This is a genomic window from Nonomuraea spiralis (assembly GCF_014648435.1).
In the GTDB taxonomy this organism is placed as follows: domain Bacteria; phylum Actinomycetota; class Actinomycetes; order Streptosporangiales; family Streptosporangiaceae; genus Nonomuraea; species Nonomuraea spiralis.
The window spans coordinates 13,846-37,510 of record NZ_BMRC01000025.1 but is presented as its reverse complement, the minus strand read 5'-3'; the positions used below and the strand labels follow the sequence as shown (position 1 = coordinate 37,510).

26 protein-coding genes are annotated in these 23,665 nt (G+C 68.3%); 11 read left to right on the top strand and 15 right to left on the bottom strand.

Annotated elements, in window-relative coordinates:
- Positions 1 to 11: 11 nt before the first annotated feature.
- A complete protein-coding gene (locus tag IEZ27_RS40795) occupies positions 12 to 470 on the top strand; it encodes a rhodanese-like domain-containing protein (protein WP_189652150.1) in 459 nt (152 codons plus the stop codon).
- Entirely contained in the window at positions 461 to 2,236 is a 1,776-nt protein-coding gene (selB, locus tag IEZ27_RS40790) for a selenocysteine-specific translation elongation factor (RefSeq protein ID WP_189652149.1), read from the top strand. The genes IEZ27_RS40795 and selB overlap by 10 nt, the downstream gene beginning before the upstream one ends.
- Here the strand turns inward: selB and IEZ27_RS40785 are convergent.
- On the bottom strand, positions 2,219 to 2,455 hold the full coding sequence (locus IEZ27_RS40785) for a DUF6289 family protein (protein ID WP_125645786.1): 237 nt from the start codon (positions 2,453 to 2,455) through the stop codon (positions 2,219 to 2,221). The genes selB and IEZ27_RS40785 overlap by 18 nt on opposite strands.
- A gap of 560 nt (positions 2,456 to 3,015) precedes the next feature.
- Between IEZ27_RS40785 and IEZ27_RS40780 the strand changes: the two genes are divergently transcribed.
- Together IEZ27_RS40780 and IEZ27_RS40775 are read left to right on the top strand one after the other, a co-directional pair.
- On the top strand, positions 3,016 to 3,531 hold the full coding sequence (locus IEZ27_RS40780) for a SigE family RNA polymerase sigma factor (protein ID WP_189652148.1): 516 nt from the start codon (positions 3,016 to 3,018) through the stop codon (positions 3,529 to 3,531).
- On the top strand, positions 3,531 to 4,784 hold the full coding sequence (locus IEZ27_RS40775) for a hypothetical protein (RefSeq protein ID WP_189652147.1): 1,254 nt from the start codon (positions 3,531 to 3,533) through the stop codon (positions 4,782 to 4,784). The genes IEZ27_RS40780 and IEZ27_RS40775 overlap by 1 nt, the downstream gene beginning before the upstream one ends.
- 46 nt (positions 4,785 to 4,830) lie before the next feature.
- On the opposite strand, the gene IEZ27_RS40770 is transcribed toward IEZ27_RS40775, so the two are convergent.
- Complete coding sequence (locus tag IEZ27_RS40770) at positions 4,831 to 5,433, bottom strand: NAD(P)-dependent oxidoreductase (RefSeq protein WP_229824788.1); 603 nt, start codon at positions 5,431 to 5,433, stop codon at positions 4,831 to 4,833.
- Positions 5,434 to 5,497: 64 nt separating this feature from the next.
- Complete coding sequence (locus IEZ27_RS40765) at positions 5,498 to 5,815, bottom strand: hypothetical protein (protein WP_189652145.1); 318 nt, start codon at positions 5,813 to 5,815, stop codon at positions 5,498 to 5,500.
- A 70-nt stretch (positions 5,816 to 5,885) separates the two neighbouring features.
- On the opposite strand from IEZ27_RS40765, the gene IEZ27_RS40760 reads away from it, so the two are divergent.
- Positions 5,886 to 6,737: a LysR family transcriptional regulator gene (locus IEZ27_RS40760; RefSeq protein ID WP_189652144.1), complete on the top strand. Its 852-nt coding sequence runs from the start codon at positions 5,886 to 5,888 to the stop codon at positions 6,735 to 6,737.
- A gap of 273 nt (positions 6,738 to 7,010) precedes the next feature.
- Here the strand turns inward: IEZ27_RS40760 and IEZ27_RS40755 are convergent, their stop codons facing one another.
- The 6 genes from IEZ27_RS40755 to IEZ27_RS40730 form a co-directional block, all read right to left on the bottom strand.
- A complete protein-coding gene (locus IEZ27_RS40755; RefSeq protein WP_189652143.1) occupies positions 7,011 to 7,472 on the bottom strand; it encodes a LysE family translocator in 462 nt (153 codons plus the stop codon).
- Complete coding sequence (locus IEZ27_RS55665) at positions 7,462 to 7,962, bottom strand: nitroreductase family protein (RefSeq protein ID WP_379478633.1); 501 nt, start codon at positions 7,960 to 7,962, stop codon at positions 7,462 to 7,464. The genes IEZ27_RS40755 and IEZ27_RS55665 overlap by 11 nt, the downstream gene beginning before the upstream one ends.
- Positions 7,963 to 8,326: 364 nt before the next feature.
- On the bottom strand, positions 8,327 to 9,076 hold the full coding sequence (locus IEZ27_RS54455; RefSeq protein WP_229824787.1) for a phosphotransferase family protein: 750 nt from the start codon (positions 9,074 to 9,076) through the stop codon (positions 8,327 to 8,329).
- A 714-nt stretch (positions 9,077 to 9,790) separates the two neighbouring features.
- A complete protein-coding gene (locus IEZ27_RS40740) occupies positions 9,791 to 10,060 on the bottom strand; it encodes a hypothetical protein (RefSeq protein WP_189652141.1) in 270 nt (89 codons plus the stop codon).
- A gap of 10 nt (positions 10,061 to 10,070) precedes the next feature.
- Complete coding sequence (locus IEZ27_RS40735; RefSeq protein WP_189652140.1) at positions 10,071 to 10,394, bottom strand: hypothetical protein; 324 nt, start codon at positions 10,392 to 10,394, stop codon at positions 10,071 to 10,073.
- A 1,024-nt stretch (positions 10,395 to 11,418) separates the two neighbouring features.
- Positions 11,419 to 11,574 (bottom strand): hypothetical protein, encoded by a 156-nt coding sequence (locus IEZ27_RS40730; protein ID WP_189652139.1) that lies wholly within the window; start codon positions 11,572 to 11,574, stop codon positions 11,419 to 11,421.
- 1,309 nt (positions 11,575 to 12,883) lie between these two features.
- Here IEZ27_RS40730 and IEZ27_RS40725 point away from each other — a divergent pair.
- A complete protein-coding gene (locus IEZ27_RS40725; RefSeq protein WP_189652138.1) occupies positions 12,884 to 13,369 on the top strand; it encodes an SRPBCC family protein in 486 nt (161 codons plus the stop codon).
- A 668-nt stretch (positions 13,370 to 14,037) separates the two neighbouring features.
- Here the strand turns inward: IEZ27_RS40725 and IEZ27_RS40720 are convergent.
- Together IEZ27_RS40720 and IEZ27_RS40715 are read right to left on the bottom strand one after the other, a co-directional pair.
- Complete coding sequence (locus tag IEZ27_RS40720; RefSeq protein ID WP_189652137.1) at positions 14,038 to 15,003, bottom strand: CU044_5270 family protein; 966 nt, start codon at positions 15,001 to 15,003, stop codon at positions 14,038 to 14,040.
- Positions 15,000 to 15,566 carry an RNA polymerase sigma factor gene (locus tag IEZ27_RS40715; protein ID WP_229824786.1) on the bottom strand — a complete coding sequence of 189 codons (567 nt, stop codon included), beginning with the start codon at positions 15,564 to 15,566 and terminating at the stop codon, positions 15,000 to 15,002. The genes IEZ27_RS40720 and IEZ27_RS40715 overlap by 4 nt, the downstream gene beginning before the upstream one ends.
- Positions 15,567 to 15,712: 146 nt before the next feature.
- On the opposite strand from IEZ27_RS40715, the gene IEZ27_RS40710 reads away from it, so the two are divergent.
- Positions 15,713 to 17,083, top strand: a complete 1,371-nt coding sequence (locus IEZ27_RS40710) for a S8 family serine peptidase (RefSeq protein WP_189652135.1) — start codon at positions 15,713 to 15,715, stop codon at positions 17,081 to 17,083.
- Positions 17,083 to 18,840: a hypothetical protein gene (locus tag IEZ27_RS40705; RefSeq protein ID WP_189652134.1), complete on the top strand. Its 1,758-nt coding sequence runs from the start codon at positions 17,083 to 17,085 to the stop codon at positions 18,838 to 18,840. The genes IEZ27_RS40710 and IEZ27_RS40705 overlap by 1 nt, the downstream gene beginning before the upstream one ends.
- A gap of 684 nt (positions 18,841 to 19,524) precedes the next feature.
- Here the strand turns inward: IEZ27_RS40705 and IEZ27_RS40700 are convergent.
- Positions 19,525 to 20,235: a TetR/AcrR family transcriptional regulator gene (locus tag IEZ27_RS40700; RefSeq protein WP_229824785.1), complete on the bottom strand. Its 711-nt coding sequence runs from the start codon at positions 20,233 to 20,235 to the stop codon at positions 19,525 to 19,527.
- A gap of 95 nt (positions 20,236 to 20,330) precedes the next feature.
- Between IEZ27_RS40700 and IEZ27_RS40695 the strand changes: the two genes are divergently transcribed.
- The gene (locus IEZ27_RS40695) at positions 20,331 to 21,032 is read left to right on the top strand and encodes an NAD(P)-dependent oxidoreductase (protein ID WP_189652133.1); all 702 of its coding nucleotides are present in this window, start codon (positions 20,331 to 20,333) and stop codon (positions 21,030 to 21,032) included.
- Between the two features lie 60 nt (positions 21,033 to 21,092).
- The gene (locus IEZ27_RS40690; RefSeq protein WP_189652132.1) at positions 21,093 to 21,452 is read left to right on the top strand and encodes a nuclear transport factor 2 family protein; all 360 of its coding nucleotides are present in this window, start codon (positions 21,093 to 21,095) and stop codon (positions 21,450 to 21,452) included.
- Positions 21,453 to 21,602: 150 nt separating this feature from the next.
- Here IEZ27_RS40690 and IEZ27_RS40685 read toward each other — a convergent pair whose 3' ends face one another.
- From IEZ27_RS40685 to IEZ27_RS55160, 3 genes are all read right to left on the bottom strand, one after another.
- Positions 21,603 to 21,779 (bottom strand): hypothetical protein, encoded by a 177-nt coding sequence (locus IEZ27_RS40685; protein ID WP_189652131.1) that lies wholly within the window; start codon positions 21,777 to 21,779, stop codon positions 21,603 to 21,605.
- A gap of 5 nt (positions 21,780 to 21,784) precedes the next feature.
- Positions 21,785 to 21,976, bottom strand: a complete 192-nt coding sequence (locus tag IEZ27_RS40680) for a DUF4158 domain-containing protein (protein WP_189652130.1) — start codon at positions 21,974 to 21,976, stop codon at positions 21,785 to 21,787.
- Positions 21,977 to 22,300: 324 nt separating this feature from the next.
- Complete coding sequence (locus tag IEZ27_RS55160) at positions 22,301 to 22,432, bottom strand: hypothetical protein (RefSeq protein WP_268246116.1); 132 nt, start codon at positions 22,430 to 22,432, stop codon at positions 22,301 to 22,303.
- A 285-nt stretch (positions 22,433 to 22,717) separates the two neighbouring features.
- Here IEZ27_RS55160 and IEZ27_RS40675 point away from each other — a divergent pair, with 285 nt between their 5' ends.
- Positions 22,718 to 23,545 carry a MarR family winged helix-turn-helix transcriptional regulator gene (locus IEZ27_RS40675; protein ID WP_229824784.1) on the top strand — a complete coding sequence of 276 codons (828 nt, stop codon included), beginning with the start codon at positions 22,718 to 22,720 and terminating at the stop codon, positions 23,543 to 23,545.
- Positions 23,546 to 23,665 lie beyond the last annotated feature (120 nt).

Here is a 23,665-nt window from a genome sequence, read left to right as displayed (position 1 = left end):
CCTGGAGTCTCTTGAGCATCGACGCGTTACTGGCCCGGGCACGTGCCGGGCTGCGCCGCCTGCCACCGGCCGAAGCATTCGACGCGGCGAGCCGTGGAGACGCCTTCATCGTGGACACCCGGCCGGAATCCCAGCGGCGCGACGGCGGCGAGGTGCCCGGCGCCATCGTCATCGAACGCAACCAGCTGGAGTGGCGGCTCGATCCCCGCTGCGACGCGCGGATCCCCGAGGCCACCTCGGCGCACATCCGCTGGATCGTCCTGTGCGACGAGGGATACTCCTCCAGCCTCGCCGCCTCGTCCCTCAGGCAGATCGGGCTGGCGAACGCCACCGACGTGATCGGCGGCTTCCAGGCATGGACCGCGGCCGGGCTGCGGGTGAGCCGCCCCGCCGCCCTCACCCGGCCGCGCGGTCCGGGCGAACCCGGCACGGACACGAGAAGAACGGCCGCCGAGCGCGCATGTGGGTGATCGCCACCGCCGGGCACGTGGATCACGGCAAGTCGGCCCTGGTACGCGCGCTCACCGGGATGGAGCCTGACCGCTGGGCCGAGGAACGCCGCCGGGGCATGACCATCGACCTCGGCTTCGCCTGGACCAAGCTCGGCTCGGGACGGCAGCTGGCCTTCGTCGACGTCCCCGGGCACGAACGGTTCGTCACCAACATGCTCGCCGGCGTCGGCCCGTGCCCGGCGGTCATGTTCGTGGTGGCGGCCGACGAGGGGTGGCGGGCCCAGTCCGCCGAGCACCTGGCCGCCCTGCACGCCCTGGACGTACGGCACGGCCTGCTGGTGGTCACCCGCAGCGACCTCGCCGACCCCGGACCGGCGCTGGAGGAGGCCCGCCTCCACCTGGACGGGACGAGCCTGTCGGGGATCGACGCCGTCCCCGTCAGCGCCCGTACCGGGCAGGGCCTGCCCGAGCTGTCCGCCGCGCTCGACCGGCTCGCGGCCGGGCTCCCGGAACCGCGCCGGGACGGTCCGGTGCGGTTGTGGATCGACCGGACGTTCACTGTCACCGGGGCCGGAACCGTCGTCACCGGCACGCTCACGCACGGCACCCTGCGGGTGGGCGACGAACTGCTCGCCGGGTCCGACCGGCTCCAGGTCCGCGGCCTCCAAAGGCTCAACCAGCGGCGGGACGCGGTGTCGGCGACAGCTCGCGTCGCCGTCAACGTCAGGGGCGCCGATCGCGACACGCTGACCCGGGGCACCCCGCTGCTGACCCCGGACGCCTGGATCACCACCCGGTCGGCGGACGTGCGGCTGGTGTCCGGCGCGGACGTCGGCCGGGAACTCGTCCTCCATCTGGGCTCCGCCGCCGTCCCGGTTCGGCTGCGCCCTCTGGGCGCGGACACGGCCCGCCTCACCCTGGCCCGGCCCATGCCGCTCAGGGCCGGTGACCACGGCCTGCTCCGCGATCCCGGCCGCCGGACGATCGTGGCGGGGGTACGCGTCCTCGACGTACGGCCGGCACCCCTGCGGCGACGGGGAGCCGCGGCGGTCAGGGGAGCCGCGCTCGCCGGCGTGACCGTGCCCACCGCGGCGGACCTGCTGCGCTGGCACGGACTGCTGAGCCGGGCCGAGCTGACCGCGATGGGCGCTGCCCCCGACGGGCCGCCGGTGGCGGGCGACTGGTTCGCCGACCCCGATCACTGGTCCGAGCTCGGCCGCAGCCTGACGGAGCAGGTGTCGCAGCGCGAGCAGGGGATCACCGTGGAGGCCGCCGCGCGGCTGCTCGGCCTGCCCGACCGGCGGCTGGCACGGGCGCTCGTCACCGAGCCCCTGACGATCAGAGCAGGGGTGATCGTCGATGGCGACCGGGCGCGGGCGCCGATGTCGCCGCAGGTCGAGCAGGCCGTCGCCCGGCTGCGTACCGACCTCGACGGACGTCCCTTCGACGCCCCCACCGCCGAGCGCCTGGCCGAGCTCAAGCTGACCGGCGCCGCCCTCACGGCGGCCGTACGGGCGGCGGCGTTGCTGCCCATCGGGAGGAACGTCGTCCTCCTGCCGGACGCGCCGGAGCTGGCGGTGGCCGTCCTGAGCACGCTGCCCGCGCCCTTCACCGTCAGCCAGGCCCGCACGGCCCTGGGAACGAGCCGCCGCGTCGCCGTACCTCTCCTGGAGTACCTCGACGCCCAGGGCCGCACCCGGCGGGTCGACAACGAGTCCCGGATCTGCGTCCCACCCGCCGGCTCGGGCCCTACCGGATGCCTTCCATCAGTTGCAGGGGCTTGAGGACCAGGTGACGTAGCCGCTGAGCCTGCCCCAGGTCGAGACTGAACGATCGCAGAACTCCGTCCTGACGCCCACCAGGTTGGTGCGCGCGGAGTCGGAGAAGTACTGGGTGTTGCACAGGTAGCCGACCGGGCACGCAGGGAGGGCCTGCGCGGCGGCCGGGATGACGGCGAGCGTGGCGGTGGCCAGGACCGCGACGGCCAGTACGCGACGGATCATGGATCGTCCTTCCTGATTCGCAGGGAAACGGGGGAATCAGCTACAGGGAGTTTCGGACCAGCCCTTGTGTACGGTGCGCACGCCCCATTCGGAGAAGGAGCCGTCTGACTAGTACGTGGTGGTGCAGTGGAGGACGAGAGCGCGACGGATCATTCATGGTCCTTCCTGAGCGCGAAGCAGCACAAAGGTCCCTCGGCTTCGTGAGCGGCCCAGCCGGTGATCGAAATGATCCGTCCCATGGGATGAAAACGCAAGAGGGGCTCATATCCCGCCTCACGCCCCGCAGAGAGACCATCACATTTGTCGAATACCTCGCGAAATAGCTGGCACGCCGGATCTCCCCATGAACCCCGGACCCCGGCGCTGAGCACCAGACCGACGCGCGAGATCATGGTCGCCCTCCGCCCGGAGCCGAGCCGGTGCAGGTGCAGGTGCAGGTGCAGGTGCAGGTGCAGGTGCTCGATGTTCTTCCATCTGCCCGGGCGCGGTGCGCACATCGGGTGTGGATGGCCTCCAACCGGTGTCCGGCGTCCGGCGTTCATTAGGGCGGAAGGAGTCGCATGGACAAATATGAGGGATTCCGGGAGTTCGTCAGCGCCCGTCAGCAGACTTTGATGCGCACCGCGTACCTGCTCACGGGAGACGCGCACCGGGCTGAGGACCTCCTGCAGACCGTGCTGACCCGGATCGCCAGACACTGGCCCAAGCTGGCCAGGGACGGCAATCCGGAGGCATACGCCCGGCGGGCCCTGATCAATGAGCACGTGTCCTGGCTGCGGCGCAGGCGTACGGACATCCTGACCAGCAGTCCGCCGGAACCCGCCTACGATCCGGAGTCCGCCGGGCTGCACCGGATGGTCCTCCAGGAGGCGCTCCTCCGGCTGACTCCGCGGCAGCGCGCCGTCCTCGTGTTGCGTTTCTACGAGGACCTCAGCGTCGAGGAGACCGCCGAAGCGCTGGGCTGCTCACCCGGCACGGTCAAGAGCCAGACCCACTACGCCCTGGGCCGCTTACGTGTCCTCGCGCCCGAACTGGCCGATCTGTTGTCCGAAGTCGATCCGGTGGAGGTGCCGTGATGACGAGGTTCCGTGACGAACTCGACTCGATCGCCCGACAAGCACCCGACGTCGATCTCGCCGAGGTCGCGTTGCGGGGCGCGCGGCGTACGCGAACGGCTCTGATCGGCGGCTCCGCGGTCGCGGCCGTCGCCGCACTGACGCTGGCCGTCACTCTTGTCATCGATCCCGGCGGGCCCGCCGACGTCGCCACCGTCACGAGCGGTACGCCCTCGTCCGGTCCGGCCTTCAGCGGCATCCCCGAGCGGCCCTCGCCGTCGCCGGAGGACCTCGTCCCCGTCCGCGCGGTCCTGCCCGCGTCCGGGGTGGGGCCGGTGCGCTACGCCTACTACGACTTCTGCCAGGACGCGTGGAAGCCCGGCGAGGACAACGCGCCGGTGGCCGACGAGACGTGCCTGCAGTGGAAGGTGGTCCTGCAGGACGGAACCCGGTACAGGGTCGCCGATGCGCTCAGCGTCTACACCGACCAGACCAAGAAGAACTACATGAACACCGCCGCCCCGCTGGCGATCTCCCGCGACGGACGCCGCATCGCCTACTACGTCCCCGAGCGCGAGCGCTTCACCGTCCGCGAGCTCGACACCGGCCAGGTCTGGGAGATCCCGCAGGTCGTCAGGCGCAAGGCCATGGTCGAGGGCGGCGGGCTGATCACCTTCTCGCCGGACGGGCGCCGGCTCGGCCTGAACGTGGTCGGCGTCCCCCGGGTCGTCGTGGACGTGGAGAGCGGGCGGGTCGTCGAGGAGATGCCCAAGGGCTGGTTCTTCCTCTCTCCCACTGACGAGGGCGTACCCATGGTCGTGCAGCACGAGCGCGGCCGGCTCGGCGTGCTCTCGAACGGCAAGGTGACGGTCTTCGCCGAGCCGAAGACCTGGACGCTGACGGGAGCCGTCGGCCCGGACGGCACGACCGTGGCCATGCTGACCGGCCCGACGGCGCGGGGGGAGAACATGACGAACGGCGAACCGTACGACAAGATCGTCACCGTGGACCGGACGAGCGGCCAGGTCAGGTCCGAGGCCAGGCTCGACCCGCCGGGGCAGCTGCGTCCCTACCGGCTCGGGTACTGGCTCAACGAGCGTGAGGTCCTGGCCTTGGGCGGCGCCGAACGCGATCCGAACTCCGGCCGGTCTCCGGATCTGGGCGACACGGTCTACGCCATCGACGTGACCACCGGCAAGATCCGGAAGCTCGGCACCTACCGGCTGCCACCGTGGGGTGGCAGCGTCTCGGCGCCTGGCTTCCCCGGCGGCTGACGAACCAGGACGACAGCACCCGGACCGGACCGGGAGCGGCCGTTGATCAGTTGATCGGCACGACGATCTCGCCCCCGTGGTCACCCGACTCGGCCTCGTCCAGCATGAGCGCGGCCACGGTGGCGCGGGACATCCGGGGCGGCAGCAGCGGGCGCCGCAGGCCGGCGAGCGGTACGAGGCGGCGTCCGGGGCTGAGGGGGCCGTCCTTGAGGTCGGGAGCATGGAACACCGTGGCGCCGGCGTCCAGGGCGATCTGGTCGGCCTCGGCCTTCTCGGCCAGTTCCGCGCCGACTGCCATCCGCATCACCGCCTGGTAGATCAGCCCGCCCGCGCGTTCCGACCGACCCGAGCCCAGGGCGCCGAGCCACACGGTGCGGACGTGTGCCGCGGCGAGCAACCTGGCCCCGGCGACCAGCGCGCCCGGACCGCCCTTGCCGATGCCGATGGCCGAGACGGCCACATCGACGTCGTCCAGGGCGGGGAAGGCCTGAGGCGAGAAGACATCCGCCTGCCGTACGTCGAGCCGCCGCGACGCGGGGACGGTGATCCGCTCCGGGCCGCGGACGAGGGCCACGACCTGGTGCCCCCGCTCAAGTGCCTGGTCGACGAGGAGGCGGCCGACCCGCCCGGACGCGCCGAGTACTGCCATGCGCATGATGATCCGTTCTCTGGCTGAACAGGTGCGAGTGAGCTGGGCGATCCGGACATGTCGCTCATGTCAGCGGTTCGTGGTTCGCCCACACCACCTTGTACGGGTGCCGCGACCGCCAGTACTCGATGACCTCATGCAGGCCGGGCGCGCTGAACGCCTTCGTCAGCGCCTCGGTGCCGGGCAGGGCGATCCGTACGATCGCGGTCGCGACCGGCGCGGCGACGGCCTCCTCTCCGAGGACGGGAACATGGCGCCGGGCCGCGAACGTCTGTGCGAGACCGGTGTCAAGCATGACCTGTTCGATGTCCGAGAGGTATCGGTCGAGCTCGGTGTCAGGTATGGGCTGATCGAAGGAAACGATCATCGTGTGCTCAATCATGTGTCGATTCTCAAGGCCGCAGGACGCCGACGTCCAAGGCCGATTCATTCATCGGCGATAACCTGGAGGCATGGTTGAGCTGGAGACCCGCGAGCTCGAGTACTTCATCGCCGTCGCCGACGAGCTGCACTTCGGCCGAGCCGCCGTCCGGCTCTCGATCGCCCAGCCGGCGCTGTCGAAGGCGATCCGACGCATCGAGACCCGGCTCGGCGTCGCGCTGTTCATCCGTTCCAGCCGGCACGTCGAGCTCACCCCGGCCGGGGAGGCGTTGCGGGAACACGGGCGGCATGCCCTCAACGCGGTGAGTGTCGCCGTCCAGCGCGCCCGGCGCGCCGCCGACGCCCAGGCCCGCCTGCGGCTCGTGCTCAAGCCCGGCGGCGACGCCGGCCTGCTGTCCGGAATTCTGGCCGAGTACGCCCGGCAGCCCGCCGCCCGCCAGGTGGACATCCTGTTCAGCGGCCCCGCCGACCGCTCCGACTTCCTGCGCGACGGGCGAGCCGACGTCGGCCTGCTCTACGTACCGTTCGACGACCTCGACGGACTGGCCCACGAGACGCTGCACACCGAGGACCGCGTCGTCGTCGTCCCGGTCGGGCACCGGCTGGCCGGGCGCGCTTCGGTGCGCATGTCCGATCTGCGCGGTGAGACACTGCCGCGCTGGAAGGGAGTGCCGGGCGGCGACGGCACCGGTCCCGAGGTCGCCGACGTCGTCCAGCTGCTTCACATGATCACGGTGAGCCGGATGATCGGAGTGCTGCCCCGCTCTCTGGTCGAACCGGCTCCGCCCGGCCTGGTGCGCATCCCGGTTGCCGACGCGCCTCCCAGCCGCCTCGTACTCGCCTGGAACGAGCAGGACCGCCGGCCACTGGTCGCCTCGTTCGTGTCCGCCGCGCTCGCCCGTACGTGCGGATCGTCTTGCTGATCCAGTTCGCGTGTGCGGGCACACGGGTGTGGAGTGCGAGGTCCTCCAGGCCGAGGACTGCTTCCGGGGCATCCTGCGAACCCACGGCCGGCACCCGGCACAGCCGGAATGGTGACTGCCCTTGCTCTCCTTGCTCCCTTTGCGATCAGGCCGCATCTCTCGCAGGTGGGGGATTCTCTGAGAGCCTGCAAACAGAGGGATTTGGTGTCGAGATTCGCGGATCGCCAGACGTTCAGGGCTGCCCGATCGATCCTGGCGAGGCGATCGCGGGTGTCATTCGGTGGTCACCCGGACTCCGAGCGTGGTTGGAGTGGCGCCGAGGAGCGCCTCCTGGACGCGCCGGGAGCGGAGCAGGTGACGGATACGGTGCACGCTCAGGGCGGTCAAGCCCAGTCCGGTCATGCTGAAGGCCACGGCGATCATCGCCGGCCTCAAGGCGACCGGCAGCGCTTGGCCCGGCGAGCCGGCCGGGACGAATTGTGGGAGGGCGGCCAGAAAGAACAGAGTGGCTTTCGGGCTCGTCAGATTGGTCAGGAGCCCCCGCAGAAAAGGGGTGCCGCGCCGTTCGGGCTCGGAGAGGGTCAGTTCGACGGCACCGTGCGCGGGGCCGATGCGCCAGGCCTCCCACAGCGAGCGGATGCCGAGGCCGACCAGCGCCACCGCGCCGGTGAACTTGACGAGCGCGAACGGTGCCTCGACGCAGCGACACACTCGGGCGATGCGGTCAGGGGCCAATCCAGCGGACCAGGCGGTCCGGTGGTAGACGTCCTGAGGGGATCGCGGATCTGCCGCTGGGTGTGGGTGCGGGGTAACCGAGCGAGATGGCGGTCCGGACCTTCCACGGAGCCTCGACATCGACTAACCGTCCGGCCTGCTCGGCCTTGGACGCGGGAAAGAACGAGGCTGGACAACTTCCCAGACCAAGGCCATGCGCGGCAAGCATGAGGCTCTGGGCGGCCCGGCCCGCGTCGAACTCCGCGTCCTCACCCCCCGTTGAGTGGTCCACCGCGAGCAGAACGACTACGGGAGCGGTGGCTAGGTGAGCCGCGTAGCTTCCCAGCAGGCTCAACTTCTCCCGCAGGTCACGGTCCCTGACGACAACGAATCTCCATGGCTGACGGTTGCGCGCCGACCCCGTCCAGCGAGCCGCTTCCAGCGCTCGCACGATCTCGTGCGTCGGCACTGGCGTGTCGGCGAACCACCGTGTGGCCCGCAGTGAAGACACCTCTGCCCGCAACGGCTCATCCGTGTGCCCCAAGCCCGTCTCTCCTAACCCTCATGTTGCTCTGCGCCCCATCATCTCGAAGGCTTGGGAGCTTCACTCCTGCTACCCACACATCGACGCCCTCGACCGGCATCTCCATGAAACCGGTGAACGTTTGTGGTCACCGCACGAGCGGTCTCCTGACTCGAACCTCGATACCAAGTCCCTTTGTCAGCAGGCTCTCAGACAACACTCAGTTACCGGGAGCCCGCTCCTGCTTACGGGTCAAGTACCCACTCATGACCACACCCCGACGCTCTCCCAGACCCTCCCTGGGGAACACCAAAGCCCTTCGTCAGCAGGCTTTGAGAGGAGGTGGCCGTGCCTAACCGAGCCGGTCCAAAGCCCGCCCGACCGCTCGCATGAACGTACCGGGCGGATTTCTCGGCCCCTCGTCCTTGAGTAGGAAGACCCACAGCAACGCGAACAGCCTGCGGCATTCCAACAGCCTGAGTTCCTCAGCGGAATCGAGTTCGAAACTCACCTCTTTTTCCCCTCGCACCCAGCACGACACGTGCTCGGCCATCTCCGCGACCTCGGTCGCCCGATCGCTGCGCCCTGACTCCTCGAAATCGACAATCCTGACGCGCGCGCCGTCCCACAGGAAGTTCGCCGTGTTGCCATCACTGGCCCCGAACACCGGCCGAACCCCACGCTCGCCCGGCTCCCACCCGGACAGCCACCGCGCGCCCTCTCTGACGGCCTGGTCCGCGAGCTCGTTCTTCGGCTGCCACCGCCCGGCCCACACGAGCAACTGATCTCTGAGCCGCTCCACCGGCCACAACCGCTCCGGTACCCGGTCGAGTACCTGGCGGGGCACTGCACTGTGCAGTCGGTCCACCGCCTCCACCAGTTCTATCTCCGGCACGGCAGACAGCAGAAGGAGTGGAGTGCCCTCGATGCGCGACATCACCACCAGATCGGTCCCGTACTCCACGGGTGAGGGCGCGAGCCCAGGCGCGTGCTCCGCCAGCAGTTGCAGCGCCCGCCATTCCCGCTCGGCGCCGTCGGGCTTGCCGTCGATGAAGCGTTTGCGTACCAGGTCGCCGTCGACCTGCACATCGTGGGTATGCATGAACGGATATTGAACCAGCCGCAAGGGGACGGCGCGGTCTAAGCCGAGTATCGCCGTGGGAAAGGGACGGACGGTTCTGGAGTATGACAAGGAAGGCCGCAGTTTGACGGTCGGGTGTTCGTGACGGCGTGTCGGCTACGCCCGCTGCAGCACCGACGAACAGGACGTCACCATCCACACCGAGCAGCTGCTCGAACTCGGTGTCCCCGCCGACCGCGGCTTCTCACGGTGACGAAGTTCGACCGGTTCGCCCACACCATGGCCGAGGCCAACGACATCCTCACCGGGCTGCCCGGCCCGCGATGTCCTGTTCGGCCTGGACGCGTCCGTCTATGACCGGGAAGACCCGTTCCTGGCTTTGGGCGCCCGGTCGAGGCCGATCTCGGACACCTGCGCACCCGGGAAGGCATGGCCCTGGCCAAGAAGAATGGCAAGCCCAAGGGCAAGCAACCCAAACTGCCAGATCCCGCCGACGCTCCATCCGCCGCCGCTACGCCGGAGGCGAAGTCTCCCTGGCGGACCTGGCCGTGTCGGGCGGCCCTTCGGGTACGGCGTGACCTTGTGGGGCTTGATCGGCGGTCAGGTCAGGTTGCCCAGCCTCCTTGCTCGGCGGCTGCCGGCGTGTGGGCAGGGGGTCGCTGAGTCCGCCGGCGGTTTCCCGTGGTGCGGACCATCCGCGGCCCTCCTGAAGAGGAGGGCCGCGGACTCTCATGCCTATCTCACCCAGAGCTCGTAGCTACCGTCCCCGTCTCCGTCACAGTGGTAGTCGGCGTAGCCGTCCCAGAAGACGGCTACGATTCCGGCTGCCTGACAGGTGACCAGGTTGTCGTAGGTTCCGTAGTACCGCCAGCTGAGGATGCCCGCCTCGCTGGACGGCGCGGTCGCGGTCACGGTGGCGTTCGAGGACGCTGCCATGGCCGGCGGCGCTGCCAGCAGGAGCGTGCTTGCCGCGCCCACCAGCACCATGATCTTCTTGATGCTCATCGTGATCCTCCTAGTGGATCTCGGCGTAGTAGCTGGTGATGGGGGACCAGCCGCAGCCCAGAGCGAGCTCTGCTCGGCCGTTGTCGATGATGTTGGTCTGGGCGTCCCGCCACCAGGCCCACGCGCACTGCACGTGCAGGTCGGCGATGCCGGGTCCGGTGCAGAAGACGTGCACCCTGTTGTCGGAGCCGATGTAGGGGGCTTCGCAGGATCCCGACAGGGAGCCGGCTGCGCTCGCGGTGGAGACGGCGGAGGCGGAAGCTGTGGCCGACCCTCCGTACAGGGAGAGTCCGACGCTGCCCACCAGGGCGAGGGTGGCGAGAAGTCTGTTCATGATCTGAGCCCTTTCTGCGTGTTCTACACGGGATGGAAGCTCCATCCGTGGTGAGTGCTCCCGCCCTCGAGCTCAGCTGTGCAATTGTTGATCACGGCTGCTCTCTCAGAAGCGGGATGAGTGGACGCCCTGATGTTGATCCGGCCGTGTTCCGAAGTCTGTCGTGCAAGCCGTCGGCCAATTGCTCGACATTCAATGCACGACTGCTCGTTTGAAGTAGGTGTCGTTTGACGCAACGCCTGCCAGTGAGGCGGCCAGACGCCCGCGCTCGGCGTTGGTCGGGCTGTGCTCGCCGAGGTAGTGGGTGAGCAACCCCAAGAGCGTTGAGTCACCACCGCCGGCGCACCTTCGGTGACAGAAGCGAACTGCTGCACAGCCCACTTCCACCACCGAGAGCCCGGCTCCCCGTCAGAGTGGGGGACCAAAGGCGATTAGGCCATCTTAGATAGATCTATGACTACGTAGCCGTTGATTCTGGATGATCCGGATCGCAGCATTGCTCGGTTTTGGAATCCAACTGCACTTAAGGGGGTGAAGTTGACTTGTGGGGTCGATTGACAGGGCTACTTGCTCCCATTTCGGGGATGTCATCTGAATAAAATTCGGCCCTGTTCCTCTGTCTCGCCATCCTCGCTGCAGCAAAGGATTGTGTGCAACTTTCAGTGCCTCGTCGGAGGTCGCCGCGCCGACATCTAGCAATACGATGTCCACGACTTGAACTGTACCGTCATATGTGAGTTCGGCATTGACCTGTGCCCGGCGTCTCGCCGATTTCACGAACTTGATCGATGGCGGCCGTTTCCATCTCTGACCGGTTGGGAAACCACCGAGTTCCACATCCTGAAGGGGTGAACAGTGTGGACAACGCCAGCGATGTGCACTTGAGGACATTGATCATCGTCCTTGGGTGAACCGTCTTGTCGAGATTCACGCTATGGCTCCCATGTCTGAATCAACAACCGCCATTGTGATGTAGAGCCAGTGTTCTTTGGCGGCGGACTTCATCAGTCCCTCGCGTCCGCGGTCATGCAAGTGCGAAGGCCGAGATGCGTACGGATCCAACTATTCGGGGTGAACCGGCGCAGAGGGTGTAGGAGGGCTGCGGGTCCAACAGGCGGTCCCGCAGCCGGTGCATGCCGATCCGCTCGCGCAGCATCCCGCCCATCTCATCGTCTGGCATCGGCAGGATGGTCTCCACCACCGGCTGCCAGGCCTCGAGCAGTCCTCGTCTGTCTCGGACTGCCGACAGACGTGATCTACATTGTAAAGGCGCTGGTTTGGTGAACATTGAACACTCATCAAACAATTAGCGGAACGGGCTTCGCCCGTACTCGCTCACCAAAGAGAGCAATCACCTCAGGGGTGCAAGGAGAGCCTCGTGCAGCGGATGCAAGAAACGGTTCCCCCCGGAGCGGCATGAGCCGCTAGCGGCACGTTGGGCTTCAGAGGTGACCCTGGCGTGTGCGGCGAGTGTGGTGTTGATGGGCCGATCGTGGTGCGGGAGTGTCGATCGATCTGGGCAGGTTCTGGAGGGATGGGTGTCCTGCTATGCCGCCGTGATCGTGTCGGACGGGGTGATCGGGCCTGCGGGCCGGGTGGTGGCTGCGGAGTTGGGGTTGGGGTCGGAGGCCGGATGGCCGGCGCCGAGCACGTACGGCAGGGTGCGGGAGGCGTTGCCCAGGCCGAGGCGTCCGGCGATGACGCTGTCGTGGAAGGTGTCGGTCTGCCGCGGGCCCGGGCCGAGGGCGGGTGTAGGCAGCGGGCTGGTCTATGTGTTCGTTTCGGGTGGTTCGGTTGGCTTGTGGTGTGGGGGTTGGCTTGGTGTCGCCCGCGGCCGGTCGGATCGTTGCAAGGGCTGGATGGAGATCCTGGCGAGGGGTGTGACCAGGCTGCCGGATCCGCCTGTTGCTGGTGGGGTTGTGTCCGGGGTGGCGGTGGGCGGTTCCTGTGCCGCAGAGGGCGGTGGGCTCACCGCCTCGCTCCGCTGCCCGTGCCGTGGTTGCTGCGGCCTTTTGTTCCTTGGCGGTACCTGGTCTTCCTTGGGAAGGGCCGCGGTCTGCCGGAGAGGGGGGAGATCCGCCTCTCCAGGGCCCGGCGGGGGAGCCACTGCTAGACCTTGATGCAACCGACTGCTTGCCATATTATAGCAACCAATTGGTTGCTATTCGCTGGAGGCTGTGATGGCATTCCCCGACTGGATCGAGCGGAGCGTGGAGCTCACGAGCCCTCCTGAGCAGGTGCGGGTCGCGCTCACCACATCCGAAGGCCGGTCGTCCCAGCTCGAGGAAAGGGTGGCAATCGACCTGCGACTCGGCGGAGTTGCCCAGATGACAGTCAGGAGCGGGCTCGCTGTTGACATGCGGGTCGAACGGGCCGGGGGAGCCGGTGGTGTACGGGTTCCCCTGGCGGCTACCCGATCTTGCCGACCTTGACGGGCCTGCCCCTGTTCCGCGCCACAACAACCAGCATTCGAACTGAAGGACCTGCCCATGACAAGCACTGCGGACTACCAGACGACCGTACGGGTGAAAGCCTCTCCTGACGTCCTCTTCGAGGCGCTCACCACCATCACGGGGCTCGCGGCATGGTGGAACCCGGCGACCGGATCAGGAGCGACCGGCGGCGAGCTCCAGTTCCTCATGAACGCCCCCGAGCCACTCGTGATCCGCGTCGAGGAGGCGACCCGGCCGACGTCGGTGCGATGGACCGTCATCGACTGCCCCTTCCTGCCCGACTGGGTCGGCACCAGGCCCACGTTCACCATCACCCCGGTCGACGGCGACACATCTGAGCTCGTCTTCCGCCATCGAGGTCTGAGTGAGGACCTGGAGTGCTTCGGCATGTGCAGCCGCAGCTGGCAGCACTACATGACGAGTCTGCGCGACTACCTGGAGGTTGGCGGTGGAAGCCCGTTCGGAAGCCCCGCAGACGACGCCCGCCGACAAGCACAGGCAACCGGTACGCCCATCCATTAGGGGGCTCTCGCCGCGGCGCCACCTCGGCCGGTGTTCGAGCTCCTCATCTGAGGTTCTCTCTGTGGTCGGGATCTGGATCAGGCTCCGTGAAGCAGTGACGGATGGTGATCGTGCGCGGCTTGCGCATGGTCGTTGATCGCGATTCCGCGACTCGACGTACGCGAAGACGGCCGCATCGCCGTGATCCAGTTCATCCCAGAACTGATCACCACGAGCAGCCGCGCGGCCATTGTGCGGCATCCCCGGACAAGGGTGTCCTGATCATCTGCGCTGGTCAGGTCATGAACTCATCGGGGGGAGCAAACGGATGGACGATATGACCTGTGGCGAGTACGGACCGTGCCTGGACCGGGGTCCTGGTCATAAGGCGCTGGTCAGCGGGGCTCGTCCCTGGTAGTCCAGCCGTGTTTGGCGATGAGTGTGGACAGTGCATTGCGGAGTTGGTGGATGTGTTCTTGTGCGTCGGGGCCCTGGATGCCGGGTGACTGAGCCCGCTCGGAAGAGGCGAGCCGAAACCGCATCGCAGGACTGACCCAGCAATGACGATGGGCGCGGCCTGGTGGCCGCGCCCATCGTTGGGCTCCCGTGGCAATCAAGTGTCGTCCGACATGACTACGCCTCGTCGCGTCGAGCAATGGACCGCATCATTCTGCGTCGTGTCTGTTCCCCTACGGCCGGTCCCCCGGCCTATCGACAACCTGGCTCTCCATGTTCGCGGTCCACACCGTCGGCGTGCCTGCCCTGACCATCATCTTGCTGATTGGGAACGTGCGATCGGCGACGGTCTCGCCATACGTCCCCAAGAACCGGTAGTCCTGCGCGCTCACAATGATCTCGGAGCGCTCCCAGGCTCCCGTGTAGCCGAACGCGACCCCGCGACGGCCTGCCGCGTCGATCGCGTCCTGCTTGACCGAAACCCCCTGGATCATGGGCAGCGCGCGGAACAACGCGGCCCGCACGTCGGCGACCAATGGCTGCTCGCCCAGCAACTGGGAGATCGTCCGGAAGATCCGCTCCTGCCTGGTCGCGTCGTCGAACTCTGTCACCGGGGTCGCATCGACGCTCGCCCCGATCCTGGCGATCATTTCCTCGGGGGTGACCGGCGCCCTGGCCAGGTCCGCGCCCGTGACGCCGGGGCCGAACTCGTTCGTGACGAGCTTGCCCCGTCCGTTGTCCAACGCGATCTGCTTGCCGTCCAAGCTGTGCCACGTCTCAAGAGTCATGCGCTTGTCGCGATCCACCTCGGGCTCCGGCTCCTTGCGGAGCGGAGCGATCGTCTGCTTCACGTACAGCCAGCGGCCCGGCGACGGCGTGATCTCGTACGGGTCGGTCTCGGCGCTCCTGGCCGCCTTGTCGCCGAGATCCCGAACGCTGGCGACCGGGGTGGTGGCAGGTTGTTCATCGCCGCGCACCACGAGGACGCCCGCGCCGACGGCCAGCGCGACCGACGCAGCCAGCGCCAGACGCCAGGCCAGGCGCGGCCTGCGCCGCCTCGGCGGGGTCATCAGCGGGGGCATCGGCGACATGGGGACCGGCTCACGGATGGCCTGCAGCAACTGGGTGCGCGCCGCCTCCTTCGCCTCACCGGTGATCGCCGGGGTGGCCTCGAGGAACCGTCCGAAGTCATCCATCATGCATCCTCTCTCGTGTGATGGCCGGTGCCGAGGGTGGCCCGCGCTTGTTTGCGGGCCCGGTGCAAGCGCGAGCGCACGGTCCCGATCGGGATGTCGAGCGCCTGCGCCACCTCGTCGTAGGCCAGTTCTCCCAACGCCACCAGCAGCAGCACGTCGCGATCACCGCTGGCCAGGCCCGTCAGCGCCCCCGCTAGCCGGCGGTCCTCGGCCTGCGCGGCCACGCGCTCGATCACCGCGTCAGCCATCGACTCAGGCGGCGGCTCCACGCCGGTGCGCGCCAGCGCCCGCAGGAACCGCTCCTCGCCACGTCGCTGCCTGGCGATGAGGTTGGTCGCGATGCCGTACAGCCACGGCCTGGCCAGCGGCTGCGCGTGATCGTAGGAGGCGCGGGAGCGGAAGGCGGTCAGGAACGTCTCCGCCACAATGTCGTCGGCGGCCTGCACGCCCAACCGCCGCGCGGCATAGCGGTGGATCTGCTCGACATACCGGTCGAACACGCCGGCGAACTGCTCCGGGTCGTCGATTGACCGGCGGATGAGCTCGGCGTCGTCCGCCTCGACCATCTCCTCCGGTGGGGTTCGTGTCATGCCTGCTGTTTCCCGATGGGACGAATCGAGTTCTCGACAGCCATGCGCCCGGTGCGTGAACCCGTCCAGGACCTGCGGGCAACAACAGGCCAGCCAATCTTCCCGTGCCCGAGAGGCCCACGATGAACTTACGCAACGCGCTCATGGCCGTCCTGCTGGCGGGAGCGGCCGCTACCATCCCCACACCCTCATCGGCCGCGCCCGTCGGCACCGGCACGTCGAGCAGTGTGACATTGATCACCGGCGACCGGGTGATGGTCGCCGGCAACGGTTTCCGCGTCGTCCCCGGTCCTGGCCGGCGGGTGGACTTCACCAGCCAGATGCGCCAAGGGCATCTGTACGTGATTCCGTCCGACGCCCGCCCGTTGGTGGTCGGAGGCGCGCTCGACCGGCGGTTGTTCGACGTCACCCAGCTGCTGGCCTGGCGCTATGACGATGCCCGCAGATCCGACATCCCTCTGATCGCCCAGTCGGCGCAGATTCCCGCGGCCGCCCGCCAGGCCCGGCGGCTTGCCGGCGCCGGCATGACCACGCTGCGTGTGCCGAAGGAAAGCGCGGGCCAGACGTGGAAGGACCTGACCAGCGGCGCCCGCGCCCTCGGCACCGGGAACACGAAACTCTGGCTGGACGGCCGCCGCTCCTTCGACCTCGATCAGAGCGTCAAGCAGATCGGAGCGACCACGGCCTGGGAGCTCGGCCTGACCGGCAAGGGCGTCACCGTGGCCGTACTCGACTCCGGCTACGACCCCGACCATCCAGATCTGAAGGGGACAGTGGCCTACGAACGCAACTTCAGTGAGGACCCTGACATCCGCGACACCCTCGGCCATGGCACCCACGTCGCCTCGACCGTCGCCGGAGCCGGAGAGAAATACCGGGGCGTCGCGCCCGACGCCAAGCTGGCCATCGGCAAGGTCGGCGGTGCCGACGGTATCGCCGACTCTGCCGTCCTGGCGGGCATGGAATGGGCCGCCCTCGAAGTCAAGGCCAAGATCGTCAACATGAGTCTCGGCGGGCCCGACACGCTGGAGCTCGACCCCCTGGAAGAGGCCGTAAATTCCCTGTCGGAGCGGACGGGCACGCTGTTCGTCATCTCCGCCGGCAACAGTGGCCGGCCCGGCACAATTTCGAGCCCCGGCAGCGCCGACGCCGCTCTCACCGTCGGCGCGGTCGACAGGTCGGACCGGATCGCCGACTTCTCCAGCTGGGGACCGCGGCAGGGCGATCATGCGATCAAGCCGGACATCACCGCGCCGGGCGTGGACATCGTCGCCGCGGCACCCGGTGGCGGCTACCAGACGCTCAGCGGCACCTCGATGGCCGCGCCCCATGTGACGGGATCCGCCGCGATCCTGGCCCAGAAGCACCCCGAATGGACCGGCCGGCAGCTCAAGGCGGCGCTCATCGGCAGCGCCGCGCCCTCGGCCGGCGCGACGCCGTACCAGCAAGGCACCGGCCGGGTGGACGTAGCCGCGCCGTCGACCAGCAGATAGTGGCCCTACCGGGCGATCTGTGGGCCACCTTCCCCTGGAACGGCCCGGATGAGCGGCTGGCCACCAGAACACTCACCTACGCCAACACCGCAGACACCCCGGCCATCATCGACCTGGCCGCCGAAGGGGAGACGCTGAAGCTGTCCACCCAACGGCTGGAAGTGCCCGCGAAAGGCGAGGCATCGCTCACCCTCACCATCGATGCCCGCCAGAAAGCGCCGGGCGACTACCCCGGCATCATCACCGCCAGGTCCGGCCAGAGCGTGATCCGCACGTCGGCCGGCGCGTACGTCGAGCCGGAGTCGTACAACCTCACCGTGAGCGTCATCGGCAGGGACGGCAACCCCGCCCATCCGTACGTCGAGCTGTACGACCCGAAGACCGGCGTCGTCCACGAACTCGCCGTCCAGGACGGCATCGGCAAGGCCCGCTTGCCCGTGGGTGAGTGGGATGTCTACGCCAACTTCAGCGAGCGGGCGTACGGCAAGACCTTCGCGCACACCGCGGTGCGCATCGCCGATCGCGACCAGCAGGTGGTCGTGGACGCACGCAAGGGCAATCCGGTACGGGTCACGCTGGACGATCCGAGCGCGGCCCCCGGACGCGGCCACTTGCTGAGCCTGGCACACGGCGCCTGGGGTATCGCGAACTGGTCGAGCGAGGACCCCAACACCAGGCTCTTCATCGTCCCTTCACGCCAGGAGGGCCTGCGCTACCTGCTGCGGACCATCTGGTTCAGCAAGGACGTCGTGCCGAGCCCGTACCTGTACGACCTCGCCGACCACCGCGCCGGCGGCCTACCCGAAGATCCCACCTACGCCGCCAGGCGCAAGGACCTCGCCACGGTGAGCGCGACCTTCCGCGCGTCCGCCATGGCGGCCACCGGCCTGCCCCTCAGCGGCCCACGCTTCCGCGACGACTGGCCGGTGCCCCTGGCCTCGCCACGCCAGGACTTGGACCTGCCCGGTACGCTCACCTACTACCGCACGCCCGGCCTGATCTGGGAAAGCATGCTCGAACTCGGCACGTATATGCTCGCCGACGATGGCCAAGCCATGAAGCCCGGACAGCATACCCGGCAAACCTGGAACGCCGCGGTGACCGGTCCCGCGACAGCCGGGATTCGCGGCAGCCGTACCGGGGATACGCTGACCTTCTCCACCGCCGGGCTGTTCACCGACCCCGTCCCTGGCAGGGTCGGAGCGGACAGCGCGGCCACGGGCACCGCCACCCTCAGCCGGAACGGGCACGTGCTCACCGAGACACCCCTCGCCGGCTGTGCGCTCGACCAGTGGGAAACCTGCCGCCTCCAAGCCGCGCTGCCGGCGGAATCGAGCCTCTACACGTTGCGGGCGTCCCTGCGCAGGCAAGCGCCCTACTCCGCGCTGTCCACGGCGGTGGAAAGCGTGTGGACCTTCCGGTCAGCGCGCACGGAAGCGGAGCGGCCGCTACCACTGATGGCGGTGCGCTACGCGCCCCGCGGACTCGACGACCTCAACCGCGCCAGACCCGGCTCACTGACCGAACTGCCCATCAGGGTCGAGGGCACTCCCTCCACGCTCAAGCTGGAGCTCTCCTCCGACGACGGCACGAGCTGGCGTACCATCCCGGCCCAGCGCACCGCCACGGGATGGACCGCCACGATATCGAACCCGCGCACGCCCGGGTTCGTCTCGCTGAGGGCTACTGCCCACGGCACGTCCGGCACCACCCTGGCCCAGACGATCACCCGAGCTTACGCCGTCGGCCCGGGCTGACCTCGCAGGCCCGGCTCGTCCGCACCAAGACCCCTCGCTTGAACATGCTGGGCGAAAACGATCCTGACCGGGGGTGGACTGGATCTTTCTCCGGATCTCCGACGTGGAGAAGCAGCGGATCGGCAGGGGCCGGGCGTTCATAGATCATGGACAGTGAAATCCTGCGGCCGGCGGAGCCGGCACCGAAAGTATCCGCTCCGCCAGCCGCATCCCTGATGCTGACCTGGTCGCCTTCTTTCGCCTGCATCGGCTCAGTCTTGTGCGGTTCGCGGTGCTGCTCGTCGGCGATCACAAGACGGCCGAAGACGTGGTGCAGGACGTGTTCACTCGGCTTCATGGCAAGTGGGCGGCCGGGAGTCACGACGATCGCTCATGTCAGGAACGCGCGTGCTCAACGGTTCCCGGCCGATCTTTCCCCACCGTGCGGAAGCCCACGTCGTCCTTGCTTTGGGTGGCCCGCATAGACAGCCCCGCTCGAAAATCACGGCGGATCGCCGCGTACAACGCGACCTTGGACTCGGGCTGCGCCAGTGTTCGCCGGACAGAGCTTTGTCGGGCCGTGCTCCAGTGTGGTCTTCCGCTCGTCCACCATGGCGATCCCGCCAGGGTGGTCAGTGAGGAATGGGAGCATGGCGACGTCCCGGACCAGATCGCCATCCGGCAGTTTCCCGCTGTCGAGGGCCGTCACCCCTCGGACTTGATGCCCAGCGACCGGACGAGCTGGGTCAGTTCTTCTTGGAAGAGCTTGCCGGGGCTGATCGTCTGGGTCTGCAGGTGTCCGTAGATCTCCAGTGACACCAGGCCGTGCAGGTGGCCCCAAATGCGCAGTGCGAGTGCCACGCCGGCCGGCGGCAGGTCGGGGAATGCCGGGCGAACCTTACTGAGAAGCCCGCCGTCGAAGTCGGGCCACTGGAAGTCGCTGTCCGCGTAAAGGTGCTCGGCGTGCGGCCAGGCGGCGTCCGCGAGGGCGGCGATGCCTGTGCAGACGCGGTGCGCAGCGTCCGGGGCGGCGCCGCCCTCGGGGGCTTGGTAGCCGGGCACGGGGTCGCCATAGATGAGGCGAAATCCCTCGGGATTGGCCAGAGCCCAGTCCCGGAAGGCTCGCGCCCACGTCTGGATCCGATGGGCCGGATCCGCAGCAGGGGCGTTGGCCCATGCGGTGTCCACCGCGTCGGCCAGCGCCGTGTACACCTCGTTGATCAGCGTGGTGACCAGGTCGTCGCGGGTGGCGAAGTAGCCGTAGATGGCGTTGGCGGTCATGCCCATCTCGCGGGCGATGGCCCGCAGCGTTATCGCGTCGGGTCCGCCCGAGGCCATCAGCCTGAGCGAGACCTGCTTGATCTCCGCTGTCGTCTCGGCCCGCAGCCGTTCTCGGCGTCCTCCCGTGCTTCCCACAGCCGACACTCTACAGCGTCACTAGGCTGTGTCGCGTATCTAAACTTCGCGGCGTATAGTTTCTGCGCGCCACACAAGTCAGAAGGAGAGACCTCATGCACATCGGGATCATCGGAGCCACGGGTGGTATCGGAAGCCGCGTGGTCACCGAAGCCCTCCACCGGGGGCATCACGTCACAGCGCTCACCCGCGACGCCGGCCGGATCAGTGAAGAGCGAGATAACATCGTCTGGAAGAGCGTTGACGTCCTCGACGCCGAAAGCATCGCCGCGGTACTGCCCGGACTGGACGTCCTGATCAGCGGATACCAGCCCGGCAACGCTGCCAATGACTTCGCCGACACCGTGTCGCGTTCAATCGCTGACCCCACGGTCTACGCCACCGCCGCCCGAGCACTGCTCAAGGCGCTGGAGAGCCACCTCCGGACCCGGTTGATCGTGATCGGCGGCGCTGGCAGCCTGGAGATCGAGCCTGGCCTCGTACGAGCCGACTCCGACGAACTTCTGCACGAGAGCCTCGACCAGCTGGGGCTGCCGGGAGGGTACGCCGCCGCCGTACGCGGACATAGGGACGCCCTGAACGTCCTGCGCACCTCCAACCGGCTCTGGACCTACTTCAGCCCGGCCGAGGAGATCGCCCCCGGCCGGCGCACCGGCCGGTTCCGGATCGGCGGCGACCAGGCGGTCCTCGACGCCGACGGACGCAGCCGCATCTCCTCGGAGGATGCCGCCGTCGCCCTCATCGACGAGGTGGAACTCCCTCGCTTCGTCCAGCGACGCTTCACCATCGGCTACTGAACCGGCCGAGAGCCGCCGCCCCATCCCTCAAGCAGCAGCAGACACAGAGGAGATCACGTCATGAGCGAGCCCATCGACGACATCGTCCACACCTATTTCGCCGCATGGAACGACCTGGATCGCGACCACCGCAACGCCACAATCGAGGCGATCTTTACGGAGAACGCCACAGTCATCGATCCCGACTGGACAGCCGAAGGCCGCAACAACATCGCAGCCGCCATAGGCGACGCACGTGAGGAGAAACTCGGCAACCTTGTGCTCGCAGCGACCAAGGTGATCAGTACTCACCATGATCTGGCCCTGTTCTCCTGGCACCTCATCCAGCCTGACGCCTCCGCCACTCCTCTGGCCACCGGTTACGGAGTCGTGCGCATGGAGGAAGGAAGGATCAACCGTGCCTACAACTTCTTCGGCTGAGTGCCGCCGACGCTAGTCTGCTGGCCCACGACAGTTCGATCATGGCGTCCAACATCCGGGGCCGCCCACTGGGGCGGCCCCGCTCGCGGGCCGCCTGTCCCTTCAGCGGCTTCTCGTGGACACCGCGCCCGCCGCCATGAGGAACGCATGTCAGCCGAGCCCGCCAGGGTGTGCGCCAGCTCCAGCCGGTGCAACTCCGGCCCGCTCGGCCTCGGACGCCAGCTCGGCGGCGGTGAACGAGCGTTTCAGCAAACCGATGGCCACCAGGGCCGCGGCCAGCTTCGCCGGATCCGCCATCGTGACCAGGTCCTCCCGCTGCTCACCCATCCGCCTCATTCCTCCTCATCGGTGGCGGCCGGATCACGCAGCTCGCGTAGGCGGCCGCCCCAGCGCCGCTTGTCCCGCGCTTCTTCCAGGGCGGCGGCGTCCAGGAAGAAGAACCTCTCCAGCTCTTCCGGCGTCGGGCCCGCCACAAACCGGCCATACCGGTCAACCTGTGCGGCGGACAGATACTCCTGTGCCACAACGCGTCACGCTGCGCGCCTGGCGTCACTACCCGCTGGTACACCCGAATCGAGACCGATTCACCCGCGCCGCGCCCGTACGCGATCGCGTCATCGGAGGCTTAACGGGAATTTCCGGCCGGATATGACCACGACCCGGGCCAGATCACTCCGCTGCTGGCCGGCCACTTCTGCCCTCCGCTCGCCGGGTAGTCCTGGTGCAGCAATGCACCGGGGCTACCCGGCGAGAAGGACGCCGTCTCGGGATACTGGAGGAAGCGGTGGGCAATCTGACCGGGGCCCAGCACTGATACCGCGAGGCGATCGCCTCTTCATTGGTCCAGGTCACTTTTCCTTGATCGCTGCCTCGACCAGGGCTCGTGCGGCCCAGATGACCGTTTCCTGTTCGGCCTGGGGGTCGAGGCCGCGGACATCGCGCAGGGCGATCTGTGCTTCCCAGCCGACCACGATGGTCAAGGCCGAGACCAGGCGTTGGAAGGACTCTTCGCTGAGGGTGCCATGGAGCGGTTGGCAGGCCTGCTCGAGCCATTCGATCCGTGCCTGGACCAGACGGCAAACAGACCGCGGCAACCGAGCGGTGGCCGAGTCCGGGTGACACCCCGACGCTGCCCGGCAGAATCGGCCCGGAAATTGTCGACCGGAGTTGTCGTATCCGGGCCGCGTCGTTCGTAGCCAGGGTGAACGGTCGCCCGCGAGGGCGCTGTCACGACCAGTTGTCACGACCGAGGAAGATGCCGAGCGATGCAGCAGCACCCACAGGCCAAGATCCACCGCATGTTCGAGCTCGTCGAGCCGATCGCCACCGTCACCTTCTCCGAGGTGGTGAACGAGGCGTTCCTGGCCGTCGGCATGCGCAACTACTGGGACGGATACTTCGCGGGCCGGGCCGCACCGCTTGGGCTGGTGCCGGCCGCGGTCGTACACGCGGTCTTCTACAACTTCGCCGACGGCGAGGTGGCACGCCACATCCCCTGGGTGTGGGGAAAGATCACCCCGCAGGAGGCGATCGCCGTGCGTGAAAGGGGCAGCTCCGCAGCCCTGCGGCAGCTGATCGGGGAGCTCGCCGGCTCGCCCGGTCTGGTGCGGGCCGCCGACCTCGCCACCCGGGCAGCGGTCAGCGCGCCGGCCGAGGGCCGGCCACTGTACGCCGGGCTGCGGGCGCTCGACCTGCCCGAGGAGCCGGTGGCCAGGCTCTGGCACGCGGCGACGCTGCTGCGGGAGCACCGCGGGGATGGCCACAACGCCGCCCTTCTCGCCCACGGCATCGGTGGCACCGAGGCCCATGTCCTCATGGCTGTTTCCCTCGGAATGAGGGCGGAGGAGTTCGGCCGGATCCACCACCTGCCCAAGGCGCGGCTGACCGCCGTGGTCGACGGGCTGCGCGGCCGCGGCCTTGTGGACGCCGCCGGCGGGTTCACCGACGCCGGCCGGGATACCAAGCAGCGGATCGAGGCGCTCACCGATGAGCTGGCCGCGCCGGCGTACGACGTGCTCAGTGCGGACGAGCTCGACGAGCTGGTCGCGGAGCTCGAGCCTATCGCCGCCGCGGTGCGGGCCTTCGACAACTGAGCGGGCGCGTCAAGCTGTCGGCCGCGGCCGAAACCGGACACCCTGTGTCGCCTGGCCGACGGCGGCGTCTCGGTCACGGAGCCCGCCCGCACGCCCAGAATCGCGTCGATCGTGTCCTGC